Source organism: Anaerobranca gottschalkii DSM 13577, assembly GCF_900111575.1.
In the GTDB taxonomy this organism is placed as follows: domain Bacteria; phylum Bacillota; class Proteinivoracia; order Proteinivoracales; family Proteinivoracaceae; genus Anaerobranca; species Anaerobranca gottschalkii.
Genome location: NZ_FOIF01000018.1, coordinates 13,141 through 35,703 on the forward strand (window position 1 = coordinate 13,141; position 22,563 = coordinate 35,703).

Sequence of the window (22,563 nt, forward strand, 5' to 3'; positions counted from 1 at the left end):
AGTCAAGATGGGATCAACTTTTTAGTAAATGAAAGACATCTCCCCCATTTCCAAAATTCAACTTTAGATTATTCATCAGGAATTTTTGGAGGGCAATTTAAATTGTTAAAAAAATAAATCAAGTGGGCGTTTTTGCCCACTTATTTTATTAAAACTTGATGATATACTTTTTTTCCTTTTTTAATCATAATAGCATTATCTTCAAACCACTCTAAGGTAATTACTTGATTTATATCAGTAATCTTTTCTCCATTGATGGAGATTCCCCCTTGTTGTACTAGTCTTCTTCCTTCACTCTTAGATGATGTTAAACCTGCTTCTTGTAGTAAGTCTAATACCAAAATTCCCTTTTCAAAATTTTCTTTTTCCATTTCCGTAGATGGAATAGATCCCGCTACTCCCCCTTTTTCAAACAGGGCTTTAGCAGCATCCCTAGATTTTATAGCCTCTTCTTCACCATGGACAATTTTCGTTACTTCAAAGGCTAATACTTCTTTAGCCTTATTAATTTCTGCCCCTTGTAGTTTTTCCAATTCCCTAATCTCATCCATAGGAACAAAGGTCAATAATTTAAGGCAATTGATCACATCATTGTCATCAACATTGCGCCAGTATTGGTAAAATTCGTATGGTGAAGTTTTTTCTGGGTCTAACCAAATAGCACCTTTTTCTGTTTTACCCATTTTCTTACCTTCACTGGTAGTTAAAAGGGTAAAGGTCATACCATAGGCTGGTTTACCTTCAACTCTACGAATCAAGTCTACACCTGAAATAATATTAGACCACTGGTCATCTCCCCCTAGCTGCAAAGTACAACCATAACGGCGGAATAACTCTAAGAAGTCATAAGACTGCATTAACATATAGTTGAATTCTAAAAAGGATAAACCCTTTTCCATCCTTGATTTAAAACATTCGGCAGTTAGCATCCGGTTTACGGAAAAATGTCTACCTATTTCCCTTAAAAACCAAATGTAATTTAAATCCATTAACCATTCAGCATTGTTTACCATTATAGCTTTACCTTCGCCAAAATCTAAAAACTTGGAGATTTGCTCTTTAAACCTTTCGCTGTTTTTCTTAATTTCTTCTTCTGTTAACATTTTTCTTATATCAGTTTTACCAGTGGGGTCTCCTACCATAGTAGTCCCTCCACCAATTAAAACAATAGGTCTGTGACCAGCTTTTTGTAGATGGGCCATAGCCATTAATTGTAGAAAATGTCCTATATGAAGGCTGTCAGCGGTAGGATCATAGCCAGTATAAAAAGTGACTTTTTCTTTTCCTAACAACTCTTTTATTTCTTCCTCATGGGTTGTTTGTTGAATAAAGCCCCTTTCTTGTAAAACATCAAATACGTTAACCATTTTAAAACCTCCTCTTTTCATTTCCTAGGAAATTTAATTAAAAAAGGCCCTTTCGTCTGTTAAGGACGAGAGGACCCGTGGTACCACCTTAATTCCCGTTAATATATAACGGCTCAAACCATGATAACGGGTTGGTGCCCGGCAAAATGCTACTTAGGGAGTGTAATTCATCCACTGTGTACTACAGGTCTTTCACCTGCCGACCTGCTCTCTGATTTTGTAACCACAATGAACTACTGCCTTTCCCATCATCGTATTTACTAATATTTTAAACATATATTAACATAGGTATTCCCTACTTTTCAAGGGTTTATTTATTTTTTTTACCGGTTATAAACAGGCCAAAAATTAATGATCCAAAAGCTATAATTCCAGTAAAGATTAAAATTGGTACAGCTCCAAATTGATAAATTAAAGGAACCGAGGCAGCTGTGAATAATCCTCCACCTACAAAGGGTTCAAACAAAATCTGTTTGTAACCGAAACTTTCAAGGGCAGGGGTTTTGTTTTCCGGATCAGCTACCCGCATAAGAAGTAGCCCCGTTGCCGTTACTCCCATAGATTGGCCAAAATCTCCTATACCCCTTTCAAACCAATAATCTGGAAGCATTTTTGGAGCTAAAAACACAAAGCAAAATACTGTCCATAAAATACCAACTAAACTTAATAATAAGAAAGGAATTAAGTTTTCCCCTATTACCGTTAAAGATAAGGTTGCTAATGCACTTACAATTAGTACATCTAAAGCTAAACCTTGAATCCTATTAATCATCTGTCTATCAACAGTATTGTAAGGATCTATTTTGTCTAATATCCCTTGAACTATCATTCCACCTACCATAGCCAGTGGAAAAAGGGGAACATATCTTATGAGATACACTCCAGTTCTAGCACCCCAAAGTACCTCTTCTAACCTTACAAGACCTTGTAAAATTCCGTAGCCTAATAAAATGGCTATTGCTATGTAACCAAAGTGAAGGGATAAGGGTTCAATAGATTCTAACCTGGTACTTAAATAGCCTGCAGGTTCTCTTGTATCTAACTCATTTATCCCTTTCTTTTCGATTTCATCCCTAGTTTGGATTTTAATTTCATTAACTAATTTCTTTCTTCTTATACCCCAGTTTATTAAAAACATACCTATAATTACTCCACCAAGGACCCCAACTGTAGCTAAGCCTAAAGCTAGATCTGCTCCCTCTGGAAAACCGATTTCTTGGAAAGTTGAAGCCATCCCTGCCGCTGTACCATGGCCTCCTACAAAGGCCACTTCGATTAAAGCCCCTGCAGTTGGATCAATGTCAAAAACTGGTGTTAAAAGGAAAATTACTAACAACAAACCTACTACATATTGACCAAAAGAAATACAATAACCCATTACCACTTGTGGTCCTGCTAATTTCCACACAGTTTTAATATTAGGTAATCTCTTTCCAATAAATAATGCAGCGAATACTACGTTTATCATCAGACCTGGCAAAACTCTCCACACCTGTAAAGACTTATCTGGAATAATTGTAAAAAAACGGCCTAGTACTTCTGGTCCCAATAACAAAGCAAAAAATCCTGCAATTAAAGAACTAGGTAGAAACAAATCCTGTAATATAGGTGTACTTACCCTAATCCACTTTCCTAAAACTAATAATAAGCCAAGTAAAAGTAAGCTAAAACCTACTACATTAGCAGTCATCAAACCCCTCCTAGTCAAACATTTATGATTAAAAATTATTTTCTCCCTGAACTACTTGCCTTTCTCCTGTCTTCTAAAAACGTAAAATATGTTATTGCTGCTAAAACTGCCGCTAAAATCGGTGGAAAATCTTCAGGATAGTTTATATTGACATCTACACCCACAACACTTCCACCCAACCTACCGGTTAGCCTTCCATTCTCTCCTTGTAAATTTACATCAAAACCTATAACCTGTCCTCCGACCCTACCGGTAAAATATTCTTTCCCATTTATTGAAATATCGTTACCTATTACACTACCACCAATTCTACCGGTAAATGAATCTTCACTATAATTACCTTCTAAGTTATTACCAATAACAGCTCCGCCAATCCTACCACTTATACTTCCATTACCATAGGTTAAATCAACATTCTTACCTATAATTTTACCACCAATTCTGCCTATTATTTTTGAAGAATCAATACTACAATTAATATCATATCCATAAAATCCTCCACCTACTCTACCGCTAATACTTTTCACATTACTCCCCCCTTTTTTAATTTACTCTAATTTATACTTCTACATAAGTTAACAATATTCCTTTAAAATATCCAATTAATGTGAAAAAAAGAGGTGTCGACCTCTTTTTTCACACTATTTGGCTTTAAATCCCTTACTTTCAATCCCTTATAGTTAGGCTGGTAACTTTGCCCATCTGTTCCATACAAGGCTATCGTACATTTGTTTCAATCCCTTATAGGTAGGCTAGTAACGGATTTAGATTACGTGTACCGATGGAAAAAATACATGTTTCAATCCCTTATAGGTAGGCTAGTAACTGAAAAATATGCAATACCATTCGGTGCAGAAGCATGTTTCAATCCCTTATAGGTAGGCTGGTAACTGTTTGGTACACTCTATCACCTACCTTTCGATTAGGTGTTTCAATCCCTTATAGGTAGGCTGGTAACAAGCAGTGAAAAAACTTAAAAATTTAGAAGAAACACGTTTCAATCCCTTATAGGTAGGCTGGTAACTCGATACTATTAAACCTAGTCAAGGATACATTTTTTGTTTCAATCCCTTATAGGTAGGCTGGTAACCGAACAAAAAATAAGATTTACAACTATGCTAGAAAGTTTCAATCCCTTATAGGTAGGCTGGTAACACAGGGCTACTGCTAATCTGTCATAATTTACTGCCAGTTTCAATCCCTTATAGGTAGGCTGGTAACCTAATCCATTCAACTATATCATTGTTACCAAATCTTAGTTTCAATCCCTTATAGGTAGGCTGGTAACTTTTTCGGCAGCTGCTGCCTACCTATAGAGTATCAAAGTTTCAATCCCTTATAGGTAGGCTGGTAACGCCTTCTATATAATCACGTTTTGAAGCTCCAATATACTCGTTTCAATCCCTTATAGGTAGGCTGGTAACTTAAAAATTTTTCAAAAAAATACTTGACTCGGTATTGTTTCAATCCCTTATAGGTAGGCTGGTAACCTTTTTAGCTCGTCCACTGTTGTGCCATACTGTTGGGGTTTCAATCCCTTATAGGTAGGCTGGTAACGCAAGACTCCAACATGGTATGAACTAGATAGGTATATGTTTCAATCCCTTATAGGTAGGCTGGTAACCCATCAGTTATCTCTATTTTACTGCATTTTTGTATTTTTGTCAATAATTATTTTTTTGAATTATGTAAACTAAAATCAGATGAAAAAATCCCCTAACGCCTGGTGTTAAGGGATTTTCGGTCTTTTTTTAGTTGTCGTCGATCGCCAGGGATTTTTACGCTATTGGTGATCGACGACAGTTTTATTTTTTGTATTTACTTTTTTACTTTATAATATATTTTCTTCTCCACCTTTTTTTATACCCATTGTTTCTATTACTTGATATTTCCTAGTAGAAAATCTATAGATTATAACTGAATCCTTTTCTTTATCTATTATTCTTTCTAATTCCATTTTTAATTTTGTTAACCTACTTTCTGTTATTTCCCCTTCTAAAACTGAATTTTGTACCCAATATAAATATTTCCTACATGTTTTTAGCACCTTATTTACCCGCTTTTGTTCTACATCATAAACTAATATCACAAACATATTATCACCATTTGGAAACAAAAGGAATGTATTCCTTTTCTTGGAGTAAATGCTTCTCTAATTTATAAAGTTCCATTCTTATTAACCATCTGTAGGAAATACTTCTACCTAACTCTTTATGTTGAATTGTCGTCTTTAATCTTTTATCAAATTCTTCTACAAATATCCTTTTACCTTCTTCTTTTAACATGATTCCACCTAAATCATTATCAAAATGTTTCTTTTGGATCATTTTCTTACTTAAAAGATAAAAAATCAATCTATCAACTAGTAAAGGTTTAAAGATTTCTGCAACATCTAAATTTAAAGTAAACCTCCTAAAATTAGTTGAATGTAAATACCCAATTCTAGGATCTAAATGGGTTTTATAAATCTCCCCTAAGACAGTTGTATAGAGCATGGAGTTGCCAAAACTAATCAAGGCATTTAAATGATTTTTAGGAGGCCTTTTAGTTCTTTGTTCAAACCTAAAATTTTCATCTTCAATTATTTTATCAAAAGCTTTATAGTAGGTTTCCCTGATATTTCCTTCTATTCCCATTAGCTCATCTGTTGAATCATATTCAGCAATTGATCCATAATAACCTAAAATATTATCTTCCACATCTCTAAGTTCTTTCCCTCTATTTAAATAATACCTTATAACACTCAACATATTTCTACTACTTCCTAAAACAAAGGACCTAGCTAATTTTATCCTTTTATCTTTATCTAAATAATGTTCTGCCTGTTTTAAAATCATATATCCGGAATTGTAATGTTCCCTTGGATAATAACTTCCAGTATAGTAACCATAATAATTAAAGAAATGAAGAATAATCTCCTTTTGTGAAACAAATTCTAAAAACTTTTTATTAAGGGTTACTTCACCGAAAAAGAAAAAACTACTAATATCCTCTACCGGTAAAACTTTTCTTCCAGCTTCTGATTGAAATAAAATTGTGTTATCTTTTCTACTAATTTCACCATCATTAAAAACATAGATATTCTTTTTCAAAAAAATTCCCCCTATGCCCAACAAAATTCACTATAGGCACAATTTTTACAATACCCTATTTTTATAGCAGGTTGAGGTTTTTCTTCATATATTATCTTTAAAATATCTTTAGCACTTATCTCCACCTTTTCTATTAACTCATCATCTAAAACTACTTCTATTCGCTCCTTTTCTTTAGGAAACATTAAAACACCTGAAGAGTCTATCCCTATTTTCTTCAATTCCCAAAGATAAAAGGCTAGTTGCATTTTAGCACTTTCTTTAAACTTTGATGATTTTTTCACTTCACCTACTATAATTTCTTTTTTCCCCTTTTTTATAACATCTATTTTTATATTTCCTACTATAACTTCCTTTCTTTTATCCCGTTCATAGCTATATTCTTGAATAAATCTACCCAAATCAAGAAGGGGATTATCTTGATTTGGGTTAATATTTCTCGCCATCAGCCAAACCTGTCTTTTACAAATATAGTAATACCACACTAAAGTACCATTTACACTAATCTCCTTCAATTTATCATCCCCTTAATAAATATTAGAAGATAATTGGGGTATCTAAATCCAGCCTCTTTAGACCTATATCATCACTGTATAACCTCTCTTTTTGTTCTAAAGCCATCCTAAACATCGTCTTTTCTTCAATCAATTCTTTCCTGGCAAACTCAATTGGAACAGAAACAATGTACCCATTCATTTTTCTCCTTAAATGGAATAACTTCCCCTTTCTTTGAATAGGATCAAATTCCTGTTCTAGTATTTCCTTGTATTTCTCAAATAAATCTTTACTTTCTTCATCTACTTCCAAAAAAACATCTACATAGGTAGGCCTATCTTTAATCAAAGAAAATCCTTTAACTTTATCCATCTCCATTTCTTGCATTCCTTTAATTATTTCATTACTTTCTGTAATTGTATTTAACCTTTTAAAAACACTATTAAAATATTCTTCTATCAGCTGTAAGAAATCCTTTTCCTCATAGCACCCACTTTTATTTAAAATCTCTTGAGTTATATTTAAAGCTATAGTGTTATAGATGTAACCTCCATACCTTTTGTTACCTTTAACCATTTTAACAACTTTAACTATACCCTTTTCTCTACTATCATTTCTATTACATCTCCCTGCCCCTTGAACTATAGAGTCCATAGGAGCTAGATCCCTGTAAACAACATCAAAATCTAAATCAACCCCTGCTTCAACAACTTGGGTTGAAACAACTATAGGTTTTTCATTTAAAATATCTTTAATTTTCTCTATCCTTTTTTTCCTTTCTTTAGGAATAATATTAGTAGATAAATACAGGAGTTTTCTGTTTAAACTAGCTTCAGCTAACCTTTTATATATTTCTAATGATTGATTAATAGTATTGCAAATAATTAGGTATGATTTATCTTCTAAGGAATCAGTAAATTCTTGGATAAAATCTTCTATCTCCATCGGTTCATCTTTATATTCAAGTTTCACCCTGTTAAACCTTTGAAAATATTTTTGATAGTCCTTTAACAACTCAATAGAATCTTGCAAAATAATTGGCTTTGTAGCGGTCATAGTGATAATCCTACAATCCAACTCCTCTGCTATTTGTTTAAACACATAATCTATAAGTTTCCAATATTTAATATCAATTGTCTGTAATTCATCAATTAAAATAATAGAACCCCTTATATTATGATATTTTTTTAACATTTTATTTCTAATTCCTATCAAAGATTCAAATAGCTGAATAAAGGTAGTTATTATCATCCCGCTATGCCAACCTTCTACTAACAACATCCCTTGATCTAAATCAAGGTGATACTTCCCACTTTTTTCTTCCTCTTTAAATAATAAGTCACTGAGGTGGTGATGTTTTAATAAATAAGGAAATATATCCTTTTCACTAATAAATTGATGATGGAGTCTTTCTATCTCTCCATAATTTTGATCAATAATCGAAGTAAAGGGTAGGGTATAAATAATTTTCCGATCTCCACCTAACAGCTGCTGTAACCTTTTAGCTGCATAAAAGCCAGTAAGGGTTTTGCCACTTCCCGTTGGTGCAGTTATAGAGAAATACCTTCCATTTTTATATTCCCTTTCGATACCTTCCAAAACCCTTTGGAATATCTCTGACCTCATTTTGTTTAGTTCTCCTTTAGGCTCTTCAGGAAACTTTGACTTATATCCCTCTATTAGAGTGTTAAAAGGAAGGGATTGGGTATCGGGAATATGGGTATTAGAAGCATCTAATTTGTCTCCATCTATCAATGCTGAATAAATTAAATGGTGTAATGTATACATCCTTTCTCTCTTTATTTTTCCTCTCTTTCGCACACCATAATCTAACCGAGCTAACTTTGTTAGTACCTCTTCTATTGGTCGCTGCTCTAAGAATTCTTTAAAATATCCATGGAGACCTATTTTTTCTAGATCTTGATAAATTACTGAAAAGTTTTTCTCCATATCATCTAATTGTTTAAGAACATTTTTGATATTACCTTTTTTATCTTCATCTAGCTCATCTATAGTAAATTTCAATTTATTTGGCAAATTTTTATTTACTCTTTCTACATTGCTATGGTGATTGATTACAGCACTATAGAGAATTAGGGGAAGATAGTTTTCTTCCCCCAGTTCTTTAAAGGCAACATAGGCTGTAAACAATGCGGAGATAAAGGAATGGTGACTTAATCTTCCACTATAACCTTCTTTTAAATGTTTTTGAAAATATGTGGTGTATTTGCCGAAATCGTGACATTTAGCAGCTATTTCCACAGCTTTTTGATTTTCTCCAGCAAAACTAGTGGCAAGATTAGTGACATTTTGAAGATGATCAATCAATTTTTTATTTGGGTTAATATGGGAATAGAAAATCATAGTTTCCTCCTACATATATAAAATATTGGTATCCCCCACTTCATAGTAACTATCTTCTAAATAAATGGGGATTGGATTACAATTTTCATCAAAAAGATAGGAACCTACCTCTTTAACTATTCTGTCATCTTCAAAATCCCTAGGCATTTTCTCTTTAACTAAAGCATAATCTGAGTTTAGTTTATTAAAAGCTAGGCCTTTATGGTTTATTTTGTTTAACGGTATTATGCTGGCAATATATACTAAATCATTAACCTTCTTTTCTTCAACCCTTTCCCTGCCAACATACTCTAGTACACAACTAAAGGGAGCTGCCCCCAAGTATGGTGGGAAAAAATACCTTTTATTTTTCAGCCTCTCTATAAACTGTTCTAAAAAAGTTGGGTCTATATGGGACAAATATACCCGGTATTTAAGGAAATCTCCTGCTCCTGTAACTATTTCAAAGGGTATTTGGCTGTGATTACTAGGTTCTATAAACTCTTTTTTTGTAGTTATCTTCATGTAGTTTACAGTTTGAATGATTTTCCGGGTTTTCGTTAACTTTTGAACAGCAATTTTTAATTTATCATCTTGGAGTTGTTGGTAATAACTATCCCTTTCAAACCCCATAACCGCTGCCACCAGACCAATTAAATTGGTCCTTGTTGGAACCGAATAGGATAAAGAAGATGAGTTGGTATAGTATTTTCTAAAATGTCCCATATATCCAATTATGTCAAAAACAACTACTTCACTAGCCATAATTATCACCTAACTTCTTCAAAGGATATATCACCTAATAAATCAGTAATAGAAGCAGATTGACCATTTATTGTCATCACTAATTGAGGATGAACAAAGTAGCGTACTTTACCAATTTTATCTTTATTCTCCCTTAAAAATCCTTGTAAATTAGTAATATCTAAAGCTACTTCTGTTATATCCCTAGGACTATCAACCTTTGATTCTAGTTTAACTAATGACCTGTAATCCCCTAAAATAGTTTCACTATCTCTATACTCTACCCTCAAATAAAGTCTAGGATATTGACCAATTTTACTTCTGGTAGCTTGTAATGGAATAGCTTTAACTAAAGCTTGATCTAATTCTAAAACATCATCTTCTGTTAAATTGGTATATTTTGCCCTATTACCACTTATAACCCCTGAAAATCCAATAAAGGAATATTTTACCCGGTAATCCTTTCCAATAGCCCCTTGCTCATTTTTATCTGTGGTAGCAAATTGGGAGGTAATTGAAGCTTCAAATATTTCAACTTTATTTAAAGATTGACCCCAATTGAATTGTACCGGTCCAGTAAAGGTTCTAGTATCTTTTTCCACAGGCATTGTGGCACCGAAAAGTCTTACATCGATAAATTTATTTAATAAATCATCATCGGTAAGTTTTTCTTTACCCAATTCCTCTTTTAGTTTTGTAATAATTTTTTCTGGTCTTACAGATTTGCCCTCTAATTTGCTAACAAAAATAGGATAATCCTTTTCTGATAAATAATCTCTTACATATCTTTTTAGCCTTAAATCAGAAACTAAATTGATTTCCCGCTCATAGTCCATTCTAGGACGGTTTTCCTCATCGGGATCACCATTAGGATTTGTTAATTTAGCATCATACAAAAATAAGATTTCACTATTCTTCATCAGAAATTCCCCCTTCATCATTTATCTCTTTTTTATTACCCATAACTTTTAAAGTAGAAAAACTATACCCTGATAAAATGTAATAAAGGTTTTCCATTTTATTTAACTTCCAATTTTTAATTTCTTTATCTAATAATTGTCGATGAACTGCAAAAACTCTTTCTGTCTCATAATTTAAAACTTTGTTTTGTCTTAGCTTGTCAATAATTTCATTTGATAATCTTAAAACCTTTCCTTGGTCCATACCATTGTAATTGAGCTTGTTTAAAATTGGTTTTCTCTTATTCCTTTCTAAGTACTGTTTATTAGCCACTTTACCAATTAAATAACCTAGTAAAAACATTGCTGCCTCTTGGGAATCCATTGCCATTTCCTCAAGATAACCTTTAATCTCTTCAGATAAATTAAGATTAGTAGTATCCAACCCTTCTCCCTCCTCTATAATACCTAAATTTTGTAATACCCTAAGGTACATGTTAGACCTAATAACATCAAAATCGAGATTTCCTTCTTTTATATTAAAAGTTTTAAATTGCTCGTAATAAAGGATTTTAAACAACTTAATTTGAGTTTCGATGATCATTCTTTTTGCCAATTTGTTGCCAGTAAAGAAACTATCATAAATCTTTAATATTTTCCGAAACTCTGTAACTTCCCCTTTATTGTCTATCTTTACTGGAGTCAACCAGTAAACACTTTCTAGACCAAAACTACTTAAATTGTATTCTGGCAAGATATTTTTAAACCTACCTTTAACATCATCAAAAGCTTTTATAATTTTGTTAAATCTAGAAGGTGCTACATCTTTGATAAACTTTAATACTTTAGTTGAACTTTGACTTGTTTTATAGAAGATTATATTGAATAGAAAATAATTTTCTATCTCCTCATATTCTAAAAATTTTTGGATTTCCTCTTCTATTTCTTTTAACTTTTCTACCCTTTTAGCAACATTAAAGGTTTTATTAGTTTTATCTGCAAATAGTTTTAAATCCTCTTCCTTTAAATTTGCTGGAAACAAAATATGGGGAATAACAAAGACTTTGAAAGCTGCCAGTCTAGTATCAAAGTTTTTAAAAACAAACTGTTCCCCTACTTGAAGTTTAGTATAACAAGTCTTACACAAAAGCATATTTTTACTGTAGTTTTCTGGTTTAAAATTAGAGGGAAAATTCCATTGATTAGTTGTGTAAAACTTAATCTTCAGTTTTGTCGTATCATCAGTCAGTTCATCTCTAGAGCCACAGCCATAACAGATGCCTTTTTCAACTATTTTTACATTTGATTTTTCTTCAACTATTCTATCTATATATTCTTTCTTATCACTTAGCCTTTCTCCATCTATAGTAATGTAGTAAAGTTTGATACTTTTACTATTTATATCCCGTTCTTCTTTAAGATAATTATCAATATGTTTTTTTGCATTTTTACCTAAATCCTTTAGTTTTCCCCCGGCTAATTCATTTAGTAATTCTTCTTTGTCCGGCAGTTTAGGTGAGATTTTCTTTAAATTAAGTAAGTACCTATAGCGTTTTTGTTGGCCCTTTTGTTCCCCTAAATCCCAAAAAAATTCCTGCAAAATATCCTTTAACCTATCACTTATTCCTTCTATCTCCATTTCTATCAAATTAGGGATTGTTTGGGTAATAAGATATTCTAAAGATGCAGCAGTTGTATACCATTGTGGAGAACTAGAACCATCGGCAGATCCTACATATACCAATTCCTTTGCTGTTTCATCATCAATTTGACTTTCAATTAGCTCAATTTTTTTATTCCTAGTGTCAAAATCCAGCTGTACTACATAAAAATTGTTTCCTTTTTTGTCCTTTACATCAACCCTTTTAATTAAATCATCGATAAATTTACTGGGACTGTAGATGATATTTCCAATTTCTAAGATACTCTCTTGCACATAATCCCCCCCTTTTTTTGTTAATCTTTTCCTTAATTATTCTACAAAGAAAGAAAAATTCCTTTGTCGAAAAAGATAGAATTTTGTCTTTTAGTTGAATTTTTTATTTTTTATCTGCTTATATTATATAAGATTAAATTACATATTTCTTTACAAAAAATATGTGAAAATAGCAGGGAAAAACCTGCTATTTTCACAATAAAGTTATAGTCAATTTGTATCGATAGTAATTTTAACCCAACCTAAAGGTCTTATTTTTTTGTTTATATCACTATATACCCTCGTAGTTGGAAAAACAGTTTTAGACTTAGAATTTGAAAAAATCTCATTTTTTATCCTTTCTATATTTTCTTCTTTTAATTTATTAGATATAGTATTATCAAAATATGTTTTGCCCCATCCTATTCTCATTATAGCTTCTTGTGTGTTGTCTAATTTTTCTACAGATTGTATAAGATTTTCATAAAAACTTATTAAAGCTTTTTCTCCCTTTTCTTTTTTTAACATTCTTATTTCTTTAGAAATATTAACCTTAGTGTATTCATTAATTAACTTTAATAATCCTTTCTCTTCTCCTTTTTTTAAGAAAAGAAAATCCTTTATATCTTCGTGATAATCCTCACCTAAAGTTTTGATAGTTAAAATTGTTTTTGCTCCTTCCTTAATTACTTCACGGACTATTGGTATAGAAGAACCTTTATTATTGATAATGTTTATCCTTTTTAAATTAGTTACTACTAAATCACTTTCTGTGAACAACTGACTATCCGAAACTTGTAAATGTTTTAAAATATCCCTGTCTCCCTTATATAAATAGTTTTCACCTATATAATGTTTCTCTCCCCTTTTTTTATCATCATCTTTATTTTTAAAAATGTATTCATATAATAACTTTGTATCATCATCTTCTTCAAAAAGGTTAAAGATAATAGCTGTTCTAATAGCTCCTTTTATAGTACTTCCTGGTATATAGGGTGCATTATTGGTTTTAATATGAAGGGATATTTGTTTATTTATTACTCCTTCAGTTTCCACTGCACTTAAAACAGCCTTTTTAAAATCAATCTTGCAACTAATCAAAAAAGAAGTCAAATTATATGAATTGCTATTTCTTTTGCTTTGTTCTTTAATTATTTTGATATACTCCTCTAACAAAGATTCACCTTGTGGATGTTTTTCAATTTCATCATATAATTTATCATGATCTATATAATAAACTTTATTATTATCATAAATATAATCTAGAAATTGGGATGCTTTTTGTTCAGAGCCAATACTTACTGGCGTTAATGTTTCTAAATTAACCTTCATCTATTCACCTCCCCAAAGGGAATCAAAAATGCCCGTCCATATTGAAATATAGGATGTTTATTAAATACATCATATTGAGTTTCAAGTATATTCCCTTCAATATTTCCAGAAAATATACTACCTTCTTTAATAACTCTAATTGTTTTTTTTCTATAACTTCTCCCTGTAGTAGAATATATATACCCATTTCTTTCTTCAAGATCATAATACATTAACTTAGATAACTCTTCTTTTTGAGGAATTACGCTAGATAAACTCATAAATAAATTTCCATTGTTGTTGATTAAATTTTCCTCAAATTGTTCTTCTACTACTTTTTCAAAAATACCATGAAATAAACTTCTTTTACCACCTATACCCTCATCTGCTAATAATCTCACCACTGCTTTAAATTTTAATGATACTTCTTCCCTACAAATAAAGTAGTAAAAGGGTTTTAAAGTTAAATTACCTTTTTTAAAGTAATTAACTTCTACTTCTTCTTGAAAAAAGAAATTTTCAGATGTATCATCAAGGCGAGATATCACAACTTTAGGTAAAGTCTTTTTTTGTAACAATTTAACATTATCAAGATTAGTTGTAATATTTAAACCTGCTAATTCTTCTTTTGTATATATATAACTACCACCAATAGAAATAAAGGGATTAAAATCAAATTCAAGTTTTTCATTATTTTGATTCCATTTAAATTGAAGTTCCTTAAAAGCTTCTATAGAAACATACCTAATCCTTTTATATTTTTTATTGGTTGATATTTCGTCATCATTGGAATTACTATTATCAATAGGAAGAATAGGTTTGGGTAAAAAAAGTATTTCCCTTTCTTTTTCACCGGCAATAATTTTTATTCCTGGCATCATTGAAGAAATAGTCACTTTTTTTAACTCATCAAAAAATTGATCATTTTTATCAAACATTAACACTCCACAATTATACAATGATGAAAATAGTTGATCTGATGAAAAAAAATCTTTTAAATTTCTATTACTATCCCCTATATGAAATTTAGTTAAGTTACTAGGATATAGTTTAAAAATCAACATATTACATCTCTCCTAGAACTTCTTTAATCTTATCAGATATATTCGGAACTTCATTTAATGTAATTTGACCTTTATCTTTATCTAACAGGGATATCGTTTCTTTATTTTCTAAATATACTGGAATAGTTTTTATTGAAATTTCATCAATAATAAATTGTACTTTACCGTATCCCCGGGAACCATTACCTCCTAAATAATCATCTTCTAACAACCTTAAACCGTAAATTAATTTTTCAAACCTGTCTATATCTTCATTCTCCATAACATTATAAATTAATTGAAAATCAAATTCTGCACCTTGAGGAACTCTTTCTGTTTGTCTCGGCATACCAGCCTTTGAAGTCAATCTATTTATTGAGTTTTCCCATTTACTTTCTGTATAAATTAATTGTAAATTTTTATATTCCCCTTCTTTTTTCAGCATTTTTTCCCTTGTTTTTTCATTTAAAAAAGCATCCCTTACAATTAATCTTGTAGGACCTTTTCTTTTATCTACATTAGCCCCGGTTCCGAAAATTACGCAAACTTCACATTCTCCACAGTTACAGATATAAGTTTCTTTACTATTATCATCACTATTTTCTTCTTTTTCTTCTTTTTCTTCTTTTTTTATATCCATTATCTCTTGCAATTTTGTTTTTTCTAATAATGCACGTATTTTGCCTTTTAATGAAGAACCTGGAATATATGGAACTCCCTCAGAAGTCTTAATAACACTATTATCTATATCACCAATAGCAACATCTGTTTTTGAACCCCCAATATGTAAACCTGTCATAGCTACTATTTTACCTTTGACAAATAATTTGCCTTTTAATTGCATACTTATACCTCCCTCTGTTTTAAATCGTCTTTATCTTCCCCAACATACTTTCTATAAGCAACTATTCCTTCCATAAAATCTTTAAAATTCCTAAGTTGAACCTGTTCTTTATCAAAATCCATATTTTTCACTAATTTATCCAATAATTCCATAAAAGCTTTAGTTTTCTTTTCCTTACCTGCAGTATAAGCAAATAAAGGCCTTAATTTTTTTAGATCTAGTATTGTATTTGCATTCATGATCCTTGCATAAATCTTTCTAATCATAGATGTAGTGACTTCTAAATCTTTTAATTCATTTGCATATTCTTTAACCTTATCACAAAAGGTGTCATACTCTTGACTTTTTTCATTCAAAACCAGTACATTTTTTTCAAAATACTCAGTTAAGTCTTTTAACTTATTTATTTTTTCATTATTTTCTTTGTTTTTTTGCTGTTTATTCCGGTTGTGATTATAATTCTTTTGCTTATAAGGTTTTTGGTAACCTTTCATAGGTTTTATACCTCCTTCTTCTCCCTAGTTTCCAATAAAGCTAATTTAACAGCTATAGGAATTAACATTATGTTTTCGATTTTTTCATTTTTCGATTTCCCTAATAAATTATTTATAACAATTTCTCGATAAAAATTTAATATCTCCTCTGCATAATTTTTTCTAACTCCATTTACTTCGACTTCACAATTTATTTCCCGCAGATAATAGGCTAATCTCCAAAATCTAAAATTATTTATTAAGCCATTTGACGAATCTTCTAATATTTTTCTAAAACCTAATGTACTTTTTTCAATTTTAAATAAGAAGCTTCTCCCAAAATCTTTATTTTTTGAATTATTTTCAATTATCTCTAATAACATATTTCTGAACTCAATTATTTTCTCAAATTCTTTAAAATTAAATACTTCTCCTAGTAAACTAATTTTATTCTTAGTAGGGGACTTTTCTTTCTTTCTAATTTGTTTTTTAGCTCGATTTAATGATTCTTCAACAATTTGGGAAGACATTATAACAGGATAATCATATCTAAATATATTAATTGCAGCACTAAAATTCACTTCTGAATGGTCACATACAAATTTTTTAAAATCTCTATAAAATTGTTCATAAAAGTCCAATACTATATTCCAAGAACCAATTACAAAAGTATCGTCACCACCAGAAAAAACAATATATAAGTTCTTTTCCCACCCTTTTTCTTTTACTAAATAATTTATATATCCTTGGAAAAATAAAGCAAGCATTCTGCTCAAAGAAGCTATCCTTGATATGCTTGAATTTTCACCAAATCCTTGCAAAAATATTTTTCCAAGATTGTCAACATCTAATTTTAATAAACCTAACTTCGAATCCCCTTTACTCATTAAAGATATTTCTTCAAAAGTTAACAAATTATTTTTATCTTTTTCATTAACAGGTAAACTGTATGCACCAAACTTAAATCCTCTATAACCATTATCAATAAAATTTGTATCATTTAATAAGTAAATATTTTTATTAAGTTTTATTGCTACATCTTTACTATCTTTAAATTGATATTTAAAACCAAAGGACTCAAAAACATCTAAATAAGAATTAACTTGTTTTTTAGATTGTGAAGGTATTTCTTTGATTTCCAAAATATTAGATTTTGCAATATCCGATGTAAGATCTATAAAACTAGAGCAAAGAGAACAAATACTCTTTTGTATATCTTTATTAAATTCAATTTTTCTTTCACTAGAATCTATTCCACATAAATAACAATGCTCTTTTTCTGTGGTAACTTTACCAAATGGACCAAATATTTGTTCAAAATTCTTTTCTAAATCTAACTCCTGCCACTTCTTTATTTTTCTCTCATTAATTTTATTTTTAACTTTATTCCACTGTAAGTTAAAGTCTTTAAAATCCTTGGGTGCTAAATAAATATAATCCATTACCATGTAGATAGATCCCTTATGGCTTTTAAGGAGTATTTCTGATATTTTTTCTCTAGCTTTAATAAATTGTTTTTCCGCTGTTTTTGGTGCTAATATATAGAAATTTCCACCGCCATTAAATAATAGATTTGCTTCTTTTAGATTTAATTCTTTTATTATAAAATTGGCTATCACTTCTGTTAGTAAAGAAATATATACAGAACGACCTTTTAAAGATTTTGCTGCACCTTTACTTGGTATATTAAATATGAAATTTTGAATACCTGAGATATCACCATTAATTAATATAAAGTGTTCTTTGTCACTATCACTGCTATCCACTTTTCTTAAATCATTTAATGTCAAACTACCGTTTTGATATTCATCATATAAACAAAGGGCTATTGCAGCTGTTGTTCTAGAATGATCAAATAAAGATATATCAGGAACATAATTTGTTGTTTGTGCTGGAACACACCATAAATATTTTTCTAGTAAATAATATAATTGTTCGCAATTTGTTACTTTCCCTAATTCCCTTAGAAAATTTTTAACAACCCTTTTATAATCCTCAATATTTATAGACGAATTCTTTTCTGGAAACCCTTGTGATATATCTAAAGGTTTTAATTGATAGGTGTAACTTTCGCCATTTTCTGAAAATAAACGTGAAAATATTGAGTATAAAGGTGTCTTAAAATATTTTTCCCTTGCATAGTCATCTTTTTCCCTTTCTTTAGAAGAAAGCCAATCAGCCAACTGTATTATTTTTTCTTCAACATTTCTAGGTTCATGATGATATAGGGTATATTCAACAATATTTTCAAAACCTTTAAAAAAACTATTCCTTTCTTGTAAAACTTTAATAAATTGAGCTGAATATTTAGGATGGCCTGTTTTAACTACTTTAAAACTGTCATCAACTTTAAACTCTTTACTTCTTTCTATAAATTTCCCTAAATCATGAAGTAAAGCACCTATATAAATGGCATCCCTCATACATAATAGTCCCCCTTTCAATTTTTTATTTTAATTATACATTATATTATCTTAAACAGCATGTATTGATATGGTACCTATATTTTTTCTTTTATCCAATTTTCAATATTACCTTTTCTTGAACTAAAGTAATTATTATACTTAATCCATATTTTATCTGTACTTTTCTTTAAATCTACAACATTTCTTTCCATTCCACAATGGGCAAAGAAATTCCTTTGATCTATTTCCCCTTCTGATTTTTCTCCGATTATCTTCCACAAAGGTACCCACTGATTATTATCATCAATTTTACTTTTATTTTTAAGCAAGTTATTTATTTCACTACTTAATAATTTATAATTACTCTCCATATTGAAGTTTATATAAACTTCTTCAAATACATTTCTAATTACTTCCATATCAACGCCATCTGCTTTAAAATTGGCAATATTTATTTTTTCAAAAGTATTTTTTAATGAAGTTAAAATACCGCGGTATAAAGCTAATGATAATAAACTCTTTACAAATGCACTTTTATTTAAATTAGGTGAACATTCATATCCTTTATTTTCAATTTCAATAATAATAAATTTCATCAAATCAATAATTTCTTCCTTTATCTCTTCTTCTTTATGACATTCTAGAAAACTATCTATTATATATAATGGAAGATTATTTTTTATAGCTGAATACAAAAAAGAAAACTTCAACAATTTTGTCCTTAAGCTATTCTTATTTTTTCTTAACTCTTTTTTTGTATATATACTATCTTTAATAAATTTTAAATCATTTTGGCAAACATCTTCTTTATTCACAGGTGAATTAAAAAATGCTAAATAATGCTGCTGTTCAACATAAACATTATATTTTGAAACATTGTTCCCAAGAATAGGATCGGTAAAGACAGTATATACTTTTGGTATTTTTTCTTTATTATCCCAGTTATATAATGTGGCAAAAACACTAAAATGCCTTGCTGCTTCTAATAGTGCTGATATATAAAAGTTATATCCACTAGAAATATCTATGTAAAATGATGTTACATCTTTGTGTAAATATCGAGTTACCATATCTGCTAAAATAGTCAAAACTATATCCGAGTAACTCCCTTTTACTTCAATATTATTTAAATATGTACCAAAAGAAGATAATACTAAATAATCATCTTTTTCTTCTTCAAATGGAAACAATTTGATTACATCTTTAGGATTTTTTAAATACTCAGTTGGTTTCTCAAAAACATTTTCTAATTTATTGATTAGTTCCGTATTGTTTGAATATTTTACGTTTGTTTTTAAATTTTTTAGCAACCTTTCATTTAAAACAATACTTACAGGATAAAAAATGACCGCCTCAGAATTTTCTTGTTTCGAATCTTTGAAATAATCTCTTACAACAAACGAACTTAAAGATGATTCTTTTTCAAACTTTTCCCTTTCGCAATCCCCTTCTTCAAAGGATATACAAAAAATTTTTTTTGAATCTTCCATTCTTGCAATTTGATAAATTACATTCATTATTACTCTCACACCTCTTACTAATATCACAAGAAAATATATTACATTACAAATATTCTTATTTTATATTTTACATTATTCTACAAAAATGTTTGATTTTCCTTCTTTTTTAAGACTTTTACTTAAAAACCATATAGCATTATTATCAATTTTTTAAATAATCATACCCCCTCTATAAATACTTAGCCTTCGCCTTTTTTATTCTAGAAACAATTTCCCTTTGAAGTTCTAAGGGTGATAAAACCTTTACTGTTTCTCCTAAAGATAAAATTCGGTGAATAACTTCCATTTCTTCATAAAAATAATAATAGATGGTTAATAAATATCTATTTTCTTCTTTAATATATTTAACCTTTCTTTTGAAACAAGAAAAAAGATAAAAGGTCCTTTCTAAGCCATTTTTATGTTGATAAACTTCTAATGTCACTTTTTTAATATCCTTTTTTATAAAGTTTTTTAGATAGTTTTTACCCCTTTCCTTTACTTCATCATCTAGCAAAAATTTTTCATCTATAGTAAAGTTAGATAATATTCCTTTCACAATTTTATCTTCATCTATTGAATAATGGATTAAATAAAATATATCATCTTTTACTGAGTATTCTATTTTTAAAGGATAAGATTTTTTATTTAAAATATCAGTTCCATCTTTTCTTCGATAATTATATATAATACCAAGTTCGTTAATAATGCAATTTAATACCTCTTTAAAATTCTTTTCTACAGTTTCTAAATTTTTGCTATCAGTAATTCCTTTACCTTTTACTACTAAATTTTTTGAAATTATATCTTCACAACCAACTAATTTTTCATTTAACTTTTCTATAGTTATATCAGAGAGGAATAACCTAATTTTAGGATCTGTTAAAACATTTTTTAACCAAACCTTCTCCGGTTTTGTAACAAAATATGGAATTGGTCCAGAAATTATTGGTAAGTATTTGTTTTTCTCAACCTCATAAAGTATTTCCGAAATATCTATATTAAAGTTACTCAAATCAGCTAAAGATATATACTCATTATTTTTACTATTTAGTAATGATACAACTTTACCAAATTCAATTCCAGTCAATGGATTAAATATTCTCATATAGGGATAACACCTCCTCCCACTCTCCCTTTATTTCTTCCCTTAGAGAATGTTCCTTAGAAGGCAATACTTCTGCCCTGTAACTAAATCCTTTGATCCACGGTTTAATTTCCATAATATCTGATACGTATACAGTTAAGATAAATTCCTTTGGATTTAAAATTTCTATCTTGGGATTTATAATATCCCTTTTTACCATCTTTAATAAGAAATTTTCTGTAATTTCTGGATCTAAGGTAAATTTTATTTTTACTTCTTTAGTTCCATTTTTATTCCCTGCTACTAACCAACTGTTGCAAAAAAAGTTTTGGTACTTTTCTTCTATTTCCTGTTTAGTTATATCTATTGCTGCATTTAAAACTTCCACTTCTTCCACCCTATGTAAAGGATAAGTATAAAAGGTTTTTTGTTTTAAATTGTAAGCTATTAAATACCACCTTCCATATTTAACATCTAAAATAATTTTCACCGGCAAATTTTTATATACTTTTATCCCGCTTTTTTTACTTTGATAATAGATTTTAACCATCCTATTACCTTGAATAGCTTCTAGTAAATTCCATACTATTTCTTCTTCTAATACTTGATGAAATTGTAAAAACCTATATAAAAAAGGTTCTTTAAAACTACTAGTACCAATCTTATCTTTTAAATATCTTTTAATGTTTTCTTTTAAAAAAATTCCTGGGACACTAGGTTTTTCTACATGGCTGAAAAATAAAGTTAAATAATATAAATCCTTTAGTTCTTGTTCAGAAAAATCCTTAAAGAAGTCACTTTGTAGTTTATATAGTTTTACATTCTTTTCTTTTCTAGCTTCGACTATTCCTAATTCTAATAAGTATTCTAATTTGCGATAATAGGTCATTTTATCAAAAATCAAGTTATCATGTTCAATCCCATCGATTACATCATCAACGGAACATTCTCTTCCTGTGCCTAAAAATTTGATTATACTCAAAAAAAGTAATAAATCATTAGGTCGTAAATTACTATGATAGTGTCAACTTTTTATAGGATATTTATAAATTGATGACCACTCTATTTTGGTTTATAAATCAAATGTTCCATTATGCATATCTTTCAAACATTTAAACATTGGTATGACTTTACCTTTGCTTAATATAGGTACATTATTTAATAGTTCACGTGCCTTGGTATAGGTATTTTTGATCTTTAGGACAATATTTTTTTCCAGGCTATAGCTTTTCTTTGCTTCTGATTTTAAATGTTTAAGTGTAATTTTGCCACCACTACTTAAATATGCTCGTAACTCAGCCATTGCCCGCAGTCCTTCACGACTCCAACCCATTGGTCGGCTGCTTAAGCGGCTTG

18 protein-coding genes, 1 pseudogene and 1 CRISPR repeat array are annotated in these 22,563 nt (G+C 29.8%); all 19 genes and pseudogenes read right to left on the bottom strand.

Going from position 1 to position 22,563, the window contains the following annotated elements; all coding sequences use genetic code 11:
• Positions 1–140: 140 nt before the first annotated feature.
• Positions 141–1,367 carry a tyrosine--tRNA ligase gene (tyrS, locus tag BMX60_RS06075; RefSeq protein ID WP_091350356.1) on the bottom strand — a complete coding sequence of 409 codons (1,227 nt, stop codon included), beginning with the start codon at positions 1,365–1,367 and terminating at the stop codon, positions 141–143.
• Positions 1,368–1,677: 310 nt separating this feature from the next.
• Entirely contained in the window at positions 1,678–3,057 is a 1,380-nt protein-coding gene (locus tag BMX60_RS06080) for a sodium/glutamate symporter (protein ID WP_091350359.1), read from the bottom strand.
• A 35-nt stretch (positions 3,058–3,092) separates the two neighbouring features.
• Positions 3,093–3,584 (bottom strand): hypothetical protein, encoded by a 492-nt coding sequence (locus tag BMX60_RS06085; protein ID WP_091350361.1) that lies wholly within the window; start codon positions 3,582–3,584, stop codon positions 3,093–3,095.
• A 136-nt stretch (positions 3,585–3,720) separates the two neighbouring features.
• A CRISPR array of direct repeats spans positions 3,721–4,681; the repeat unit is 30 nt; unit sequence GTTTCAATCCCTTATAGGTAGGCTGGTAAC.
• Between the two features lie 207 nt (positions 4,682–4,888).
• Complete coding sequence (gene cas2 / locus BMX60_RS06090) at positions 4,889–5,152, bottom strand: CRISPR-associated endonuclease Cas2 (RefSeq protein ID WP_091350403.1); 264 nt, start codon at positions 5,150–5,152, stop codon at positions 4,889–4,891.
• Positions 5,153–5,156: 4 nt separating this feature from the next.
• The gene (gene cas1b, locus BMX60_RS06095; RefSeq protein WP_091350364.1) at positions 5,157–6,149 is read right to left on the bottom strand and encodes a type I-B CRISPR-associated endonuclease Cas1b; all 993 of its coding nucleotides are present in this window, start codon (positions 6,147–6,149) and stop codon (positions 5,157–5,159) included.
• An 11-nt stretch (positions 6,150–6,160) separates the two neighbouring features.
• Positions 6,161–6,664 (bottom strand): CRISPR-associated protein Cas4, encoded by a 504-nt coding sequence (gene cas4 / locus BMX60_RS06100; protein ID WP_091350367.1) that lies wholly within the window; start codon positions 6,662–6,664, stop codon positions 6,161–6,163.
• A 22-nt stretch (positions 6,665–6,686) separates the two neighbouring features.
• Complete coding sequence (locus tag BMX60_RS06105) at positions 6,687–9,008, bottom strand: CRISPR-associated helicase/endonuclease Cas3 (protein ID WP_091350369.1); 2,322 nt, start codon at positions 9,006–9,008, stop codon at positions 6,687–6,689.
• 9 nt (positions 9,009–9,017) lie between these two features.
• Positions 9,018–9,752: a type I-B CRISPR-associated protein Cas5b gene (gene cas5b / locus BMX60_RS06110; protein ID WP_091350372.1), complete on the bottom strand. Its 735-nt coding sequence runs from the start codon at positions 9,750–9,752 to the stop codon at positions 9,018–9,020.
• A 5-nt stretch (positions 9,753–9,757) separates the two neighbouring features.
• On the bottom strand, positions 9,758–10,651 hold the full coding sequence (gene cas7b, locus BMX60_RS06115) for a type I-B CRISPR-associated protein Cas7/Csh2 (RefSeq protein WP_207648399.1): 894 nt from the start codon (positions 10,649–10,651) through the stop codon (positions 9,758–9,760).
• The gene (locus BMX60_RS06120; RefSeq protein ID WP_091350377.1) at positions 10,641–12,566 is read right to left on the bottom strand and encodes a TIGR02556 family CRISPR-associated protein; all 1,926 of its coding nucleotides are present in this window, start codon (positions 12,564–12,566) and stop codon (positions 10,641–10,643) included. The genes cas7b and BMX60_RS06120 overlap by 11 nt, the downstream gene beginning before the upstream one ends.
• A 210-nt stretch (positions 12,567–12,776) precedes the next feature.
• Positions 12,777–13,877 (bottom strand): type III-A CRISPR-associated RAMP protein Csm5, encoded by a 1,101-nt coding sequence (gene csm5 / locus BMX60_RS06125; RefSeq protein ID WP_091350380.1) that lies wholly within the window; start codon positions 13,875–13,877, stop codon positions 12,777–12,779.
• Entirely contained in the window at positions 13,874–14,920 is a 1,047-nt protein-coding gene (csm4, locus tag BMX60_RS06130) for a type III-A CRISPR-associated RAMP protein Csm4 (protein ID WP_091350382.1), read from the bottom strand. The genes csm5 and csm4 overlap by 4 nt, the downstream gene beginning before the upstream one ends.
• Position 14,921: 1 nt before the next feature.
• Positions 14,922–15,743, bottom strand: coding sequence for a type III-A CRISPR-associated RAMP protein Csm3 (gene csm3 / locus BMX60_RS06135; protein WP_091350385.1), 822 nt, complete (start codon positions 15,741–15,743; stop codon positions 14,922–14,924).
• A gap of 2 nt (positions 15,744–15,745) precedes the next feature.
• Positions 15,746–16,237: a type III-A CRISPR-associated protein Csm2 gene (gene csm2, locus BMX60_RS06140; protein WP_091350388.1), complete on the bottom strand. Its 492-nt coding sequence runs from the start codon at positions 16,235–16,237 to the stop codon at positions 15,746–15,748.
• A gap of 5 nt (positions 16,238–16,242) precedes the next feature.
• Positions 16,243–18,639, bottom strand: coding sequence for a type III-A CRISPR-associated protein Cas10/Csm1 (cas10, locus tag BMX60_RS06145; RefSeq protein WP_091350390.1), 2,397 nt, complete (start codon positions 18,637–18,639; stop codon positions 16,243–16,245).
• Positions 18,640–18,716: 77 nt separating this feature from the next.
• On the bottom strand, positions 18,717–20,138 hold the full coding sequence (csx1, locus tag BMX60_RS06150) for a CRISPR-associated CARF protein Csx1 (RefSeq protein WP_091350392.1): 1,422 nt from the start codon (positions 20,136–20,138) through the stop codon (positions 18,717–18,719).
• A 172-nt stretch (positions 20,139–20,310) separates the two neighbouring features.
• Positions 20,311–21,228: a WYL domain-containing protein gene (locus BMX60_RS06155; protein ID WP_091350395.1), complete on the bottom strand. Its 918-nt coding sequence runs from the start codon at positions 21,226–21,228 to the stop codon at positions 20,311–20,313.
• Positions 21,215–22,189, bottom strand: coding sequence for a helix-turn-helix transcriptional regulator (locus BMX60_RS06160; RefSeq protein ID WP_091350398.1), 975 nt, complete (start codon positions 22,187–22,189; stop codon positions 21,215–21,217). Before BMX60_RS06160 ends, BMX60_RS06155 begins: the two co-directional genes overlap by 14 nt.
• Before the next feature lie 90 nt (positions 22,190–22,279).
• Positions 22,280–22,563, bottom strand: a pseudogene (locus BMX60_RS06165) (UPF0236 family protein); the annotation flags it as partial.

Coding starts and splice junctions, on each gene's coding strand:
- cas2 (WP_091350403.1), bottom strand. CDS start 5,152: ATGTTTGTGATATTAGTTTATGATGTAGAACAAAAGCGGGTAAATAAG.
- csm4 (WP_091350382.1), bottom strand. CDS start 14,920: ATGTTGATTTTTAAACTATATCCTAGTAACTTAACTAAATTTCATATA.
- tyrS (WP_091350356.1), bottom strand. CDS start 1,367: ATGGTTAACGTATTTGATGTTTTACAAGAAAGGGGCTTTATTCAACAA.
- BMX60_RS06080 (WP_091350359.1), bottom strand. CDS start 3,057: ATGACTGCTAATGTAGTAGGTTTTAGCTTACTTTTACTTGGCTTATTA.
- cas5b (WP_091350372.1), bottom strand. CDS start 9,752: ATGGCTAGTGAAGTAGTTGTTTTTGACATAATTGGATATATGGGACAT.
- cas10 (WP_091350390.1), bottom strand. CDS start 18,639: ATGAGGGATGCCATTTATATAGGTGCTTTACTTCATGATTTAGGGAAA.
- csm3 (WP_091350385.1), bottom strand. CDS start 15,743: ATGCAATTAAAAGGCAAATTATTTGTCAAAGGTAAAATAGTAGCTATG.
- cas7b (WP_207648399.1), bottom strand. CDS start 10,651: ATGAAGAATAGTGAAATCTTATTTTTGTATGATGCTAAATTAACAAAT.
- csx1 (WP_091350392.1), bottom strand. CDS start 20,138: ATGAATGTAATTTATCAAATTGCAAGAATGGAAGATTCAAAAAAAATT.
- BMX60_RS06155 (WP_091350395.1), bottom strand. CDS start 21,228: ATGAGAATATTTAATCCATTGACTGGAATTGAATTTGGTAAAGTTGTA.
- BMX60_RS06105 (WP_091350369.1), bottom strand. CDS start 9,008: ATGATTTTCTATTCCCATATTAACCCAAATAAAAAATTGATTGATCAT.
- csm2 (WP_091350388.1), bottom strand. CDS start 16,237: ATGAAAGGTTACCAAAAACCTTATAAGCAAAAGAATTATAATCACAAC.
- csm5 (WP_091350380.1), bottom strand. CDS start 13,877: ATGAAGGTTAATTTAGAAACATTAACGCCAGTAAGTATTGGCTCTGAA.